12 protein-coding genes are annotated in these 13740 nt (G+C 70.9%); 5 read left to right on the forward strand and 7 right to left on the reverse strand.

Features of this window, described 5'->3' with window-relative positions; translation table 11 throughout:
• Positions 1 to 257: 257 nt before the first annotated feature.
• Complete coding sequence (locus ACVGV2_RS20310) at positions 258 to 1553, reverse strand: acetyl-CoA C-acetyltransferase (protein ID WP_459163935.1); 1296 nt, start codon at positions 1551 to 1553, stop codon at positions 258 to 260.
• A 223-nt stretch (positions 1554 to 1776) separates the two neighbouring features.
• Between ACVGV2_RS20310 and ACVGV2_RS20315 the strand changes: the two genes are divergently transcribed.
• Entirely contained in the window at positions 1777 to 3123 is a 1347-nt protein-coding gene (locus ACVGV2_RS20315) for a 3-oxoacyl-ACP reductase (RefSeq protein ID WP_459163936.1), read from the forward strand.
• 1 nt (position 3124) lies between these two features.
• Positions 3125 to 3955, forward strand: a complete 831-nt coding sequence (locus ACVGV2_RS20320; RefSeq protein WP_459163937.1) for a MaoC family dehydratase — start codon at positions 3125 to 3127, stop codon at positions 3953 to 3955.
• A 40-nt stretch (positions 3956 to 3995) separates the two neighbouring features.
• Here the strand turns inward: ACVGV2_RS20320 and ACVGV2_RS20325 are convergent, their stop codons facing one another.
• Positions 3996 to 4655 carry a TetR/AcrR family transcriptional regulator gene (locus ACVGV2_RS20325; protein ID WP_459163938.1) on the reverse strand — a complete coding sequence of 220 codons (660 nt, stop codon included), beginning with the start codon at positions 4653 to 4655 and terminating at the stop codon, positions 3996 to 3998.
• A 208-nt stretch (positions 4656 to 4863) separates the two neighbouring features.
• Between ACVGV2_RS20325 and ACVGV2_RS20330 the strand changes: the two genes are divergently transcribed.
• The 3 genes from ACVGV2_RS20330 (at position 4864) to ACVGV2_RS20340 (ending at position 7609) form a co-directional block, all read left to right on the forward strand.
• Complete coding sequence (locus ACVGV2_RS20330) at positions 4864 to 5421, forward strand: SCP2 sterol-binding domain-containing protein (protein ID WP_459163939.1); 558 nt, start codon at positions 4864 to 4866, stop codon at positions 5419 to 5421.
• A 7-nt stretch (positions 5422 to 5428) separates the two neighbouring features.
• Positions 5429 to 6637: an acyl-CoA dehydrogenase family protein gene (locus ACVGV2_RS20335; protein WP_459163940.1), complete on the forward strand. Its 1209-nt coding sequence runs from the start codon at positions 5429 to 5431 to the stop codon at positions 6635 to 6637.
• Positions 6638 to 7156: 519 nt separating this feature from the next.
• Positions 7157 to 7609 carry a hypothetical protein gene (locus tag ACVGV2_RS20340; RefSeq protein ID WP_459163941.1) on the forward strand — a complete coding sequence of 151 codons (453 nt, stop codon included), beginning with the start codon at positions 7157 to 7159 and terminating at the stop codon, positions 7607 to 7609.
• A gap of 336 nt (positions 7610 to 7945) precedes the next feature.
• Here the strand turns inward: ACVGV2_RS20340 and ACVGV2_RS20345 are convergent, their stop codons facing one another.
• The 5 genes from ACVGV2_RS20345 to pdhA all read right to left on the reverse strand — a co-directional run bounded on the left by ACVGV2_RS20345 (position 7946) and on the right by pdhA (position 13552).
• Entirely contained in the window at positions 7946 to 8371 is a 426-nt protein-coding gene (locus ACVGV2_RS20345) for a VOC family protein (RefSeq protein ID WP_459163942.1), read from the reverse strand.
• A gap of 392 nt (positions 8372 to 8763) precedes the next feature.
• Positions 8764 to 9651 carry an SAM-dependent methyltransferase gene (locus ACVGV2_RS20350; RefSeq protein ID WP_459163943.1) on the reverse strand — a complete coding sequence of 296 codons (888 nt, stop codon included), beginning with the start codon at positions 9649 to 9651 and terminating at the stop codon, positions 8764 to 8766.
• 189 nt (positions 9652 to 9840) lie between these two features.
• Positions 9841 to 11295 (reverse strand): dihydrolipoamide acetyltransferase family protein, encoded by a 1455-nt coding sequence (locus ACVGV2_RS20355; protein ID WP_459163944.1) that lies wholly within the window; start codon positions 11293 to 11295, stop codon positions 9841 to 9843.
• Between the two features lie 11 nt (positions 11296 to 11306).
• On the reverse strand, positions 11307 to 12326 hold the full coding sequence (locus tag ACVGV2_RS20360; RefSeq protein WP_459163945.1) for an alpha-ketoacid dehydrogenase subunit beta: 1020 nt from the start codon (positions 12324 to 12326) through the stop codon (positions 11307 to 11309).
• Entirely contained in the window at positions 12326 to 13552 is a 1227-nt protein-coding gene (pdhA, locus tag ACVGV2_RS20365; protein ID WP_459163946.1) for a pyruvate dehydrogenase (acetyl-transferring) E1 component subunit alpha, read from the reverse strand. The genes ACVGV2_RS20360 and pdhA overlap by 1 nt, the downstream gene beginning before the upstream one ends.
• Positions 13553 to 13740 lie beyond the last annotated feature (188 nt).

Genomic DNA, 13740 nt, shown 5'->3' on the forward strand with positions numbered 1-13740 from the left:
GCGTTCCGCACAGATCGCGAATGCCTGCACGACCCCGAACATGGAAAACCCCGCGACGCTGCCAGGTCGGGGGTCCGACAGCATCGCGGGGTCGTCCTGTGTATCGCCGGCCCTCGGCCTGGCGTTACACGCATAGCCGAATGTGCCCTACATCACACCGAGCTGCACCTGCGGCCCGTTCCGCCGGCGGTGCAGCCGCTCGTTCCGCCGTCATCCGAGCAACATGCACCGAAGCGGGAAACACCCTGGGCACTGACTCACTCCCGCTCGAGCACGGCCGCGGTTCCCTGGCCGCCCGCGGCGCACACCGAGACCAACCCCCGACCGGAGCCCTTCTCGGACAGCAGCTTGCCGAGGGTGGCGACGATGCGCCCGCCGGTGGCGGCGAACGGGTGCCCGGCCGCCAGCGACGAGCCGTTGACGTTGAGCCGCTCCGAATCGATCTCACCCACCGGCGCCTCCCGCTCGAGCCGCTCGCGGCAGAACTCGGGGTCCTGCCAGGCCTGCAGCGTGCACAGCACCTGCGAGGCGAAGGCCTCGTGCATCTCGTAGAAGTCGAAGTCGCCGAGGCCGAGACCGGCCCGCTCCAACATCCGCGGCACCGCGTACACCGGCGCCATGAGCAGCCCCTCGGTGCCGCTGACGTAGTCCACGGCCGCCGATTCGAAGTCGCTGAGGTAGGCGAGCACGGGCAGCCGGTGCTCGCGCGCCCAGTCCTCGCTGGCCAGCAGCACCGTGGCGGCGCCGTCGGACAGCGGGGTGGAGTTGCCCGCGGTCATCGTGGCCTCCGATCCGTTGCCGAACGCGGGGCCGCTGCCGAACACGGGCTTGAGCTTGGCGAGCTTGTCCGCCGTGGAGTCCGGCCGCAGATTCTGGTCGCGGGTGAGCCCGTGGAAGGGCGTGACCAGGTCGTCGAAGAACCCGCGCTCGTAGGCGGCGGCGAGGCGCTGGTGGCTGCGCGCGGCCAGCTCGTCCTGGGCCTCGCGCGAGACGCCCCAGGCCAGTGCGGTGCGCGCCGCGTGCTCGCCCATGGACAGCCCGGTGCGCGGTTCGGCGTTGCGCGGGATCTCCGGCACGATCTGCCCGGGGCGCAGGCCGGCGAGGGCCTTGAGCCGCCCGCCGAGGCTGCGCGCGTGATTCACCTCGAGCAGCACTTTGCGCAGGTCCTCGTTGACCTGGATCGGGGCGTCGCTGGCGGAGTCGACGCCGCCGGCCACACCGACCTCGATCTTGCCGAGCGCGATCTTGCTGGCCACCGAGATCACCGATTCGAGGCCGGTCGCGCAGGCCATCTGCACGTCGTGCGCCGGGGTGCGCGGGTCGAGCTGGGAGCCCAGCACGGTCTCGCGGGCGAGGTTGAAGTCGCGGCTGTGCTTGAGCACCGCCCCGGCGGCGAACTCACCGAGCCGCTGCCCGGCCAGACCGTAGCGGGCGATCAGACCGTCGAGGGCGACGGTGAGCATGTCCTGGTTGGACGCGTGCGCATACGGCCCACCGGCGCGGGCGAAAGGGATTCGGTTGGCGCCGACGATGGCGACTCGCTGTGGGGACATCCCTGGCTCCTTGTGCGTGCCGAACGATGTGGTGCACGTGCTGACCGACTGCTGCCCGAGGTCGTCGGGCGCGGCCGGACTGGTGCGACCCGCGTACGACAGACTAACCTACTCGTGGGTAGCTTAAGGTGTGGCAATTCCACGCGCAGCATCCGCGGGCAGGAGCCCCGCTCCCGCCACACCGGGCAGGCACCGCGCCGTGAACCATTCGCAGGAGAAACGCATGACCGACCGGTACCAGCAGTTCACCTCCTCCTCCCTGGGACGCCCGCTCGCCAAGCGGTTGGGCTTGCCGACGCCGACTCCGCTGCAACGGCACCACCCCGGCGCGCCGGTCGTGCAGGGCCCGGTGCTGCTCGGCGCCGCCGCGAACGGCCGCCTCGGCGACAGCCTGCGCGGCGTGCTGCGCACGCTGTCCGCGGAGACCGCCGAAACCCGCGCGGACGAGCAGCGCTACGCCGGCCTGGTCTTCGACGCCACGGGCATCGCGGCCAGCGAGGACCTGTGGCAGCTGTACGAGTTCGTGCACGAGGCGATCCGCCAGGTGCAGCGCTGCGGCCGCGTCATCGTGTTCGGCACGCCGCCCGAGGAGCTCGACGACGCCCGCGCGGCCACCGCCCAGCGCGCGCTGGAAGGCTTCGTGCGCACCGTCGGCAAGGAGATCGGCGGCGGCGCCACGGCCCAGCTCGTGCTCGTCTCCGCGGGCGGGGAGAACGCGATCGGTTCGACCGCGCGGTTCCTGCTGTCGGCGCGCTCGGCCTACGTCTCCGGCCAGGTGGTCCGCGTCGGCGCCCGCGGCGAGGTGGCCGGCGACCTCACCGACGAGGCACCGCTGCGCGGCAGGACCGCCCTGGTCACCGGCGCCTCCCGCGGCATCGGCGCGTCCATCGCCGAGACGCTGGCCCGCGACGGGGCGCACGTGGTGTGCCTGGACGTGCCCGCCCAGGGCGGCGAACTGGCCACCGTGGCCAACCGGGTCGGCGGTTCCGCGCTGCAGCTGGACATCACCGCCGAGGACGCGCCGCAGCACATCGCCGAGCACTTCACCGAGCGGCACGGCGGGCTGGACGTGGTGGTGCACAACGCGGGCATCACGCGGGACAAGACGATCAAGCGCATGACCCGCGAGCAGTGGGACGCGGTGCTGCGGGTCAACCTCACCGCTCCGGAACGCATCAACGAGAAGCTGCTCACCGCCGAGGACTCGCCGCTGCGCGCCGACGGGCGCATCATCGGCGTGTCCTCGGTCGCCGGTATCGCCGGCAACGTGGGCCAGGCGAACTACGCGGCGTCGAAGGCCGGCGTGCTCGGCTACGTCCGCGCGCACGGCGAACGCGCCGCGCAGCGCCGCGCCACGATCAACGCCGTCGCCCCCGGTTTCATCGAAACGAAGATGACCGCGGCCGTCCCGCTGGTGGTGCGCGAAGCCGGACGCCGGATGAACAGCATGTCGCAGGGCGGATTGCCGGTGGACGTGGCCGAGACCGTGGCCTGGTACGCCCACCCGGCCTCGGCCGGGGTCAACGGCAACCTCGTGCGCGTGTGCGGACAGAGCCTGCTGGGAGCGTGACGTGCCCGAACTGACGAAAGCCCCGAACCTGGCCGCGCTGTACGCGAAAGCCGCGGCCACCACGCCGATCCGCCGCGGCGGCGGCCTGCCGGACACGGAGTACGTGCGTCGCGAGGTGCCGATCGACCTCGATCACCTGGCCGCCTACAACCGGGTCTGCGGTTTCGGCGTGCGCGACGAGGTCCCGGCGACCTACCCGCACGTGCTGTCGTTTCCGCTGTCGGTGCAACTGATGACCGATCGCGGGTTCCCGCACCCGCTGGTCGGGCTGGTGCACGTGGCCAACACCATCGAGCAGTTCCGGCCGCTGAAGGTCACCGAACTGCCCACGCAACGCGTGCGGGTGGACAACGAGCGCCCGCACCCCAAGGGCACGCAGTTCGACGTGTGCACCGAGACCACTGTGGACGACGAACTCGTCTGGTCCGAGCGCAGCACGTACCTGCGCCGCGGCGGCGGGTCCGGCGAACGCACCGGGAAGGCGCCGACCGACCCGGGTGAGCCGGCGGAGCAGTGGCGCGTGCCCGGCGACATCGGCCGGCGCTACGCGGCGGTTTCCGGTGACCGCAACCCGATCCACCTGCACCCGCTCAGCGCGAAGGCCTTCGGCTTCAACCGGGCGATCGCGCACGGCATGTGGACGCTGGCGCGGTGCCTGGCCTCGCTGCAGGGGCGCGCGTCGTCGACCGGCACGGTATCGGTGGAGTTCGGCAAACCGCTCACGATTCCGTCCACGGTGGACTTCGCGGCACGGGAGCAGGAGGGCGGTTTCGACTTCGGCGTGTACTCGCGCTCCGGAAAACCACACCTGACGGGGACTTCGCGGTCCTGAAGTCGCTGCCGGAGCGGCGACGCCTCCGAGGTGCGGCGGTTCACGCGCCCGTTCCCGGCTCCCAGTAGTTGCCCTGGACGAGATCGCCGAATCCCATCCACACCATGTTCATCAACCTGCGCGCCATGCCGTCGGCGGTGTGCTCGGGGTGTTCGAACCACCAGTTCGCGAGGGATTCGCTGGCCCCGACCAGCGCGGCCGAGAACGGTTCGAGCTGGTCGGTGCTGCGCGGGGTGGCGCCGCCTTCGGTGGCGCGGGAGAGCATCTCGGCGATGAGCCGGACGATGTTCTGGCGCCACTGGGCGAGTTCGGCGAGGAACGGATCGCCCTGGGCGTTGGTCTGCCGCCGCAGCAGGGTCCAGCCGTCGGGATCGTCGCGCACGTATTCGAACAAGGTGCGCAGGCCGCGCCAGAGCTGCTCGGCCGCGTCCAGCTCGGTGTCGACCGCGGAATGGATCTCCTCGGTCAGGCGGGCGCCTTCGCGGCGCAGGCACGCGAGGAACAGCTCGTCCTTGGCCCCGAGGTAGGAGTAGAGCATCGGCTTGGACACGCCCGCGCTCTCCGAGATCTCGTCCATCGACGCGGGGTGGTAGCCGCGCGTGGCGAACACGTGCACCGCCGCGTCCAGGATCTGGCGTTCGCGCACCTCGCGCGGCAGGCGGCGAGTGCGGGGCCTGGTCCGTTCGGCGTGTTCGGACATCTCACCTCGTTCGTTCGGCGCGCGGGTCGTCGTCCCGGGGGGCGCCGCACCGCGGTGGCGACATGTTCGCAGCAGCGCAGTTCGCAGCAGCACAGTTCTCAGCAGCACAGGGTGCTGCGCGAGCTGCTGCTCATCGGATCTCGAGCCACCCTTGCGCGTCAACCTACTCAAAAGTAGTATTACTCACGAGTAGACAATGGAGGTGGTCATGAACGAAACCGATCCGATCACCGCCCTCGGCGACCTCGACCCCCGCCAGGTCGATCAGGAACGGTTCGTCGCCCTGCTGCAAGCCGCCTCCGAAGCCGCCCGCGACAACGCCGACGTCGACCTCAGCGCGCTCTCCCCCGAGCAGTTCGCCCGCCTCATCTCCCGCGCCTCGACCGAGCAGATCGACGCGGTCATGGCGCACCCCGAACTCGCCGACCGGATCCTCGACGAGGTCTTCCGGCGCATGAGCGAGCACTACCGCGCCGACAAGGCCGGCGCGAACACCGAGGCGGTCATCCGCTGGCGCATCGGCCCGCCCTCGGCCGATGAGCACCGCCGCTACGAGTGCGTGCTCAGCGCCGGGCAGTGCACGGTCAACCGCGAACCGCAGCACGAACCGCGCGCGACGATCACCCTCGGCGGCACCGACTTCTTGAAACTGGCCTCCGGCAACGCCTCGCCGCCCGCCCTGTTCATGAAGGGCAAGCTCAAGGTCGCCGGGGATCTCGGGTTCGCCGCCGGCCTGACGAAACTGTTCCAGATCCCGAAGGCGTAGCACGACGATGAGCTTCTCCCTCGAACTCAGCGAAGAGCAGCGCGACCTGCGCGAATGGGTGCACGGGTTCGCCGAGCGGACGATCCGCCCCGCCGCCGCGGAGTGGGACGAACGCGAGGAAACCCCCTGGCCCGTCATCCAGGAGGCCGCCAAGATCGGCCTCTACGGTTTCGAATCCCTGGCCACGTTCTGGGCCGACGACACCGGGCTGTCCCTGCCGATCGCGAACGAGGAGCTGTTCTGGGGCGACGCGGGTGTCGGCATGGCCATCTTCGGCACCACGCTGGCCGTGGCCGGCATCTTCGCCGCCGGCACGCCCGACCAGCTCGCCGAATGGGTGCCGCAGTGCTACGGCGACGAGGACGAACCGCAGGTCGCCGCGTTCTGCTCCTCCGAACCCGGTGCGGGCTCGGACGTGTCGGCGATGCGCACCCGCGCGGTCTACGACGAGGCCACCGACGAGTGGGTGCTCAACGGCCAGAAGGCCTGGGCCACCAACGGCGGCATCGCCAACGTGCACGTCGTGCAGGCCGCGGTGGATCCCGAGCTCGGCTCGCGCGGGCAGGCGGCGTTCGTCGTCCCGCCGGGCACGAAGGGGCTGAGCTCGCCCGGCAAGCTGCGCAAGCACGGGCTGCGCGCCTCGCACACCGCGGAGGTCTTCCTCGACGACGTGCGCGTCCCCGGCCGGTGCCTGCTCGGGGAGAAGGAGAAGCTCGACGAGCGGATCGCCCGGGCCCGCGAGGGGAACCGCGCCTCCCAGCAGGCGGCGATGAAGACCTTCGAGCTGTCCCGGCCCGCGGTCGGGGCGCAAGCCCTCGGCATCGCCCGCGCCGCCTACGAGCACGCGCTCGACTACGCCGGCCAGCGCGAGACCTTCGGCCGCCCGATCATCGACAACCAGTCCATCGCGTTCACCCTCGCCGACATGCGCACGGAGATCGACGCGGCGCGCTTGCTGGTGTGGCGGGCGGCCTGGCAGGGCCGCAACGAGGGCTTCCAGCACGGCGAAGGCTCCATGTCCAAGCTCAAGGCCGGGCGCGTGGCCACGTGGGCGACCGAGCGGGCGATCCAGATCCTCGGCGGCAACGGCTACACCCGCGAATACCCGGTGGAGCGGATGCACCGGGACGCGAAGGTCTACGACATCTTCGAGGGCACCGAGCAGATCCAGCAGCTGGTCATCGCCCGGGCTCTGTCCGGTCGGCACATCGCCTGACCGGAGCTCCGCGCGCTCGCCGGCCTGCGACGGCGCGTCGGGTGCTCGCACCCGGGTCGCCGTCGCGGCACGGCCCCTCGCACCCGCCTGCGCCTGGATCTTCCTGCGCTGATCCTTCCTGCGCCGGGTCCTCCTGCGCCGGCTCTCCTGCGCGTTCGCCCAGGGCACCGGCGGGTGAACGGTGTGTTACGTGTTGATTGACACGGTGCCGAATCGCACAACCGCCAAGCGAGCGACGACGTGAGATTGCATCATGCCCTGGGCTTGTGCGATCGCGTACGCACAAACTGCTCACTCACTCGACCGAGTGAGTTCAAGGGTGTCGCGTCACGCCGAACGTCCGTGCGCGTCACCATGACGTGACCCATGCGGTGATCGATGAGGTGCCCATGCGGTGACGTGGCCCCTGCGGCCACCGCGTCATCCGAGCCGGGCAGCGTGGCCCGGACTCGGCGGCCGGGACTCGCGACGCGTTCGCGGGCTCGGTGCAGCGTGCGAAGCGACACGGGAGGGCGAAGCGTGCAGACCATCCCCGACTCGGAAACCCCGATCTTCCAGGAGATCAACGAGGAGCTCGGCGAGCTCCCGGAGATCGACGTCCACGACTTCACGGAGCACGCCTTCGGGTTCCTGAGCGACAGCGGAGAAACCGCGGCAACGGCGCAGCCCGAGTCCAGCACCGCGGCGCAGCCCGAGTCCAGCACCGCGGAGCAGGCGGAGCCCTCTGCCGGGCCCGAGCTCAGCCTCGCCGCGGAACCGACCGAGCAGGCCCCGGAAGAGGACCCGCCGGCCCAGCAAGAACAGGCCCAGCACGAACCAGCCCAGCACGAGCAGGGCCAACACGAACGGGCCGGGCACGAGCAGGGCCAACACGAGCAGGCCCAGCAAGGGCAAGCCCAGCAGGCCCAGGAGCAGGCGCAGGACGGATCCGCGTCGCGCAAGGGCGGCCGCCGCCGCAAGGAGGGCCGGTGACCAGCACCGGCCCGCGGCCTCGCAGCTGAACCTGCCGGGCAGGCACCCCTGAGCGGGCGCTCCCGGCAGGTCTCGCCCCGCGCCGGCACACCCGGTGGTCCCTTCCACCGCTGCGCGTGACCGCGGGGCAACCACCACCGCAGCCGCGGGCAGCGCACGGCGCGAGCAGGCCGCGACGACCGGGTACGCGACCGCTGGAGAGCGTTCCGGGGACCTGTTCCGGGACACCTGTTCCACAGGCACCTGCTCCGGGGGTTGATCGAGCAGCAGCGTCCCGAACTCCGGCTTCAGCCGGTGCCCCCGCTCGGGGCGGGTCGATGCTTCCGCAGCGGACGATCAGGACGTGGCCGGCTGCTCGCCCACGCCGATGTCGATCATCCACTGGATGCCGAACCGGTCGGTGCACATGCCGAACTCGTCACCCCACACCTGCTTCTCCAGGGGCATCGTGACCGCGCCGTCCGCGACGAGCCGTTCCCAGTAACCGCGCAGCTCGGCAACGTCGTCGCCGTTGACGGCTATGGCGATGTTGTCGCCCGGCCTGAGCTCCATACCCTCCGGAAGGTCCGAGGCCATGAGCGCGAACCCGAGGTCGGTGTCGAGCATGGCGTGCATGATCTTGTCCGCCTCGGCGTCGCGCCCGACGCCGAACTCGCCGAACGTGCTCATGTCCAGCCTCCCGCCGAAGACCTCCCGGTAGAACTCCATCGCCTGCCGCGTGGTGCCGTCGAAAGTGAGATACGGATTGAGCCGAGACCCCATGGTGCGCTCCCCTCTCAGCTGTTCCCTCCGCAGCGGCTTCTCCACAGCGGCTTCTCCACAGCGGTTCTTCCGCAACGGCTTCTCCGCAGCGTAGCGCCGCGCCGGCGGGATCGCTGCGCGCACGCCACGACCGCTGACCGCCCTCGTCGCCCTGCCTCACCGCCCGCCCGCTACGCAAGCACCTCACCCGGTCGAGGTGGTGTACTTTTCTCGAGAAAAGTCGCCGACTTTTCTCGAGAAAAGTACAAACCCCTGGTCAGGTGGGGTGATCCGCTAGCTCGGGCGGTTACCGGGTGCAGCCGGGGGTGTGCCGCTGCCCGGGGCTGTCTCGGCGGGCGCCGCCCGGGGCTCGGGAAGACGGCTCGGGAAGGCGGCTCGGGAAGACGGGGGGGTCAGCCCGGCAGCTCCGCGGTGACGAAGTAGTGGGCGTCGGCCACCCTGGCCACGGTCCCGCTCACATCGCGCTCAGCGTCGCGCCCGAGTTCGCCGACCGTGGTGCGGCCGGTCTGCCAGCCGAGCTCGGCCAGCTGCGTGTCGGGGGCCGCGCGGTCGTCGTCGTGCAGCAGCTCGTTCATGTCGATGCCGAACGACTCGGAGACGCGCTGGAACTCCGGTTCGTTCTGCCACGCGCTCGGCGAGCCGCCCTCGACGGCGATGACGCTGCCGGGTGCGGAGCAGCGGTGCATGATCTGCAGCAACCGCTGCTCGGCCTCCGCGGGCAGGTACGGCAGCAGCCCCTCGGCCAGCCAGAGCGTCGGCTGCTGCGGGTCGAAACCCGCCTCGGTGAGCTCGCTGAGCCAGTCCGCGCGCAGGTCCGCGCGCACGCTGGTGCGCTCGCAGGCCGGGGCGACGCCGAGTTCGTCGAGCACCCGGTCCTTGAAGTCCAGCACGGCAGGTTGGTCCACTTCGTACACCGCGGCCTTCTCCGGCCACTCCAGGCGGAACGCGCGAGCGTCCAGTCCGGCGGCGAGGACGACCGCTTGCTTGACACCGCCTGCGGAGGCGCGTTCGCAGACGCTGTCGAGGAAGCGGGTGCGCAGGCCCATGTGGTCGGAGAGGAACCGCCAGATGAGCGAGTTGTCCGAATCGTTCGGGATCTCGCCCGGGTCGAGCGGCATCTCCACCGGGGCCTGCGCCGCGCGAACGAGGTCCGCGGCGTACGGGTCGACGATCAAGCCGTCGGGGCGTGCGGTTTCGAGTGCGCGACCTGCGGCCACGGCCACTGCCGTGAGGCCGACGCTGTGCACGATGTCCCATTGCTCGTGTTGCTGCGCGGTCACCGCGAACCTCCTCCACTGTTCGTGAGCGTCACGAACTAGTTTCGGATGCTCCGGCACCGCGCATCCCGCACATGTGTTATCACACACATTACCGAGCGCGAAGATTTCCGGTGCGGCGACCGGCCTTTCGGTCACCGCACCGGAAACCGGGCAGCTTCGCGGAGCGAGCGGCAGTCGCTCCAGCAGGCCTCAGTACGCCAACGCCACCCCGGGGTCGGACAGCAACGCGCCCACATCGGCCAAGAACCGCGAACCCTGCTCGCCATCGACCACCCGGTGGTCGAAGCTCAGCGCCAGTTGGCACACCCGGCGCGGCACCACGGCCCCGTCCACGACCCACGGCATTTCCCGGACCGCGCCGAGCGCGAGGATCGCCGACTCACCCGGATTGATGATCGGCGTGCCCGTGTCCACCCCGAAAACGCCGACGTTGGTGATCGTGAACGTGCCGCCGAGCATGTCCTCCGGCCTGGTCGCGCCCTGCCGCGCGGTCTCGGTCAGCTCCTGCACGGCCCGCGCCACCTCGGCCAGCGACATCCGGTCGGCATCGCGCACCTTCGGCACCACGAGCCCCCGCGGGGTCGCCGCGGCGATCCCCAGGTTCACGTAGTCCTTGTACACGATCTCACCGGCCTGCTCGTCCCACGCGGCGTTCACGTCCGGCGTGCGCGTGCGCGCCAGGCACACCGCCTTCGCCGCGAAAGCCAGCGGCGTGAGCTTCACCCCGGCGAAATCCGACCGCGCCTGCAACCGCTCGCGCAGCCGCATCAACTCGGTCACATCCACCGTGAGGAATTCGGTGACGTGCGGCGCGGTGAACGCACTGTCCACCATGGCCTGTGCAGTGGCCTTGCGCACGCCCTTGATCGGAACCCGGTGCTCGCGCCGCTCGGAGTCCACAGCGGACTCGGCCGCGCCCGTCGCCGCGGACTCGGCAGGAGCAGCGGCGGCAGCAGCAGCGGCGTCCTGGACGTCCGAGCGGGTGATCACACCGCCCGCACCCGAACCGGCCACCCGCCGCAGATCCACGCCCAGATCGCGGGCGAGCTTGCGCACCGGAGGTTTCGCCAGCGGCACCTCCTGCGCCGACTGCGCCGAGGCGACATCCGCCCCGCCAGACCCCGTCCCGCCGGGATCCGTCCCGTCAGGCGCGGTCGCCACACCGGACTCGGCCGCGGCACCACCGGTGCCGCCGGCGGACCCGTCGGCGGAGGCCGTGCCCGCAGACTCCGCGCCCGCAGACGCCGCGTCCACACCGGGTTTCTTCCGCGGCCGGCGCTTCGTCGAAGCATCCCGCGGCCCGTAACCGACGAGCGTGGCCACCGAACCGTTGTTGCCCCCGCCCGCGCTCGCCGGATCCTCCTCGGCGGAGCCCGCGGAAGCCGACTCCTCCTCGGCCGCGTCCCCGGCCACGTCGATCGCCACGATCGGCGCACCCACCGCGACGGTCTGGCCCGGTTCGGCCAGCAGCTCGGAGACCGCGCCCTGCCACGGGCACGGCAGCTCCACCGTGGCCTTGGCCGTTTCGATCTCCACGATCGTCTGGTTGACGCTCACCTCGTCACCGGGGCTCACCCGCCAGCCGAGGATCTCCGCTTCCGTCAGCCCCTCGCCCACGTCGGGCAGCGGAAAACGCTTGATCATGCCCCTCCCCTTCAGTAGGCCAAAGCCTCGTCGACGGCCGCGAGCACCCGGTCGAGATCCGGCAGGTAGCCGTCCTCGGCCTTGCTCGGCGGGTACGGCGTGTCGAAACCGGTCACCCGCAGCACCGGGGCCTCCAGCGAGTAGAAGCAGTGCTGCTGCACCAGCGAACACACCTCCGAGGTCACCGACGACTCGGCAGGGGCCTCGGACACGGCCACCAAACGCCCCGTGCGCCGCACCGACGCGAACACCGGCTCGAGGTCCAGCGGCGACAGCGACCGCAGGTCCACCACTTCCAGCTCGGTGCCCTCCTCCGCGGCCGCCGACGCCGCGTCCAGGCACGTGCGCACCATCGGCCCGTAGCTCGCCAGCGTCGCCGACGTCCCCGAACGCAGCACCCGCGCCGACTCCAGCGGCGCCGGCCGCACCGACGTGTCCAGCTCCGCCTTCTCGTAGTAGCGGCGCTTCGGTTCGAAGAACAGCACCGGATCATCCGAATCGATCGCCTGCTGCAACATCCAGTGGGCGTCCACCGGATTCGAACAGGCCACCACCTTCAACCCGGCCACGTGCGCGAACAGGCTCTCCGGCGACTCCGAGTGGTGCTCCACCGCACCGATGCCGCCGCCGAACGGCACCCGGATCACCACCGGCATCGGCACCTTGCCCTGCGTGCGGAACCGCAGCTTCGCCAACTGCGACACGATCTGGTCGAATCCGGGGAAGATGAACCCGTCGAACTGGATCTCGCACACCGGGCGGTAGCCGCGCATGGCCAGCCCGATCGCCGTGCCCACGATCCCCGACTCGGACAGCGGCGTGTCCAGCACGCGCTGCGCGCCGAAGTCCTTGTGCAGCCCGTCGGTGATGCGGAAGACACCGCCCAGCTGGCCGACGTCCTCACCCATCACCAGCACGCGCGGATCGGCCTCCATCCGCGCGCGCAACGCCATGTTCAACGCCCTCGCCATCGTCACCGTCTGCTGCGCAGCGACCGCCTGCGGCTGCGCCCCCGTCGCCGGCGCGGCCATCACCGACCACCTCCCGACGTCACCTCGGCATCGGCGAACCCGGCGAGGTAGTTCAGGTACTGCTCCCGCTGCTCCGCGACGCGCGGGCTCTCCTGGGCGTACACCTGCGAGAACATGCGCTCCGGCGGCGGGTCCGGCAACCGCGCGCAATGGTCCCGGAAGCGCTCCGCCAACTCGTCCGACTCGGCCTGCACCGAATCGAAGAACTCCTGACCGGCCAGGTGCTCCCGCGTCAGGTGCACCCGCAGCCGCTCGATCGGATCCTTCAACTTCCACGCCTCCGACTCGTCGGCCATCCGGTAGCGCGACGGGTCGTCCGAGGTCGTGTGCGCACCCATGCGGTAGGTGACCGCCTCGACGAACAGCGGACCGTTGCCCTGGCGGCACTCCCGCAGCGCCCACCGCGACACGGCCAGGCACGCCAGCACGTCGTTGCCGTCCACCCGCACACCGGGGAAGCCGTAACCGCTGGCCCGGTGGTACAGCGGAGCACGCGTCTGCCGCTCCACCGGCTCGGAAATCGCCCACTGGTTGTTCTGGCAGAAGAACACCACCGGCGCGTCGTACACCGAGGCCCACACCATCGCCTCGTGCACATCGCCCTGGCTCGTCGCGCCGTCACCGAAGAAGGCCATCGTCGCTTCGCCCTCGTCGTCGCCGACGCGCCCGTCGAAGCGCTGCCCCATGGCGTAGCCGGCGGCGTTCACGCACTGGTTGCCGATGACGATCGTGTACAGGTGCATGCCGCGCTCGAGCGGGTCCCAGCCGCCGTGGTCGACGCCCCGGAAGATGCCCAGCAGCTCCGTCGGGTCGATGCCGCGGCACCAGGCCACGCCGTGCTCGCGGTAGCTCGGGAACGCCATGTCGGAGGGCCCCAGCGCGCGGCCCGCACCGATCTGCGCGGCCTCCTGCCCCTGCAGCGGCACCCAGATGCCCAACTGGCCCTGGCGCTGCAGCGCATTGCCCTCCACATCGAACCGGCGGACCAGGACCATGTCGCGGTACAGCCCGCGCAGCTCGTCCGCGGACACGTCCAAGCTCCAGTCGCTCGGCGTGACCCGCTGGCCTTCCGGTGTCAGGAGCTGCACGAGATCAGCTCCGCCTTCGCTCGTCGCCCGCAAACCGGCGATCACCTGCTCCCCTGTGGGCACTGCTGCGGTTGCGGCAGGTGGGCCGGAACTTCCGGGATCGGCGGTGCCGTCCCGCGTCCAGTGTTCGGGGGACATGCTGCCTCCTCAACTCACGTCGTCCGGCCGCTTGTGGCGACCGTTCCGACATCCCCGCACCGCCGGCGGAGGCGACCTGTGGGCCCTCCGCAGGACGATCCGGGGCTGGATCGCTTTCCGCCATCCTTACACGAAAACGGCCGCTTCCGTGAGGCCTGCCACACCAACCGTTCGTCCGGAACGGTTCG

It is taken from the genome of Bounagaea algeriensis, from assembly GCF_054491375.1.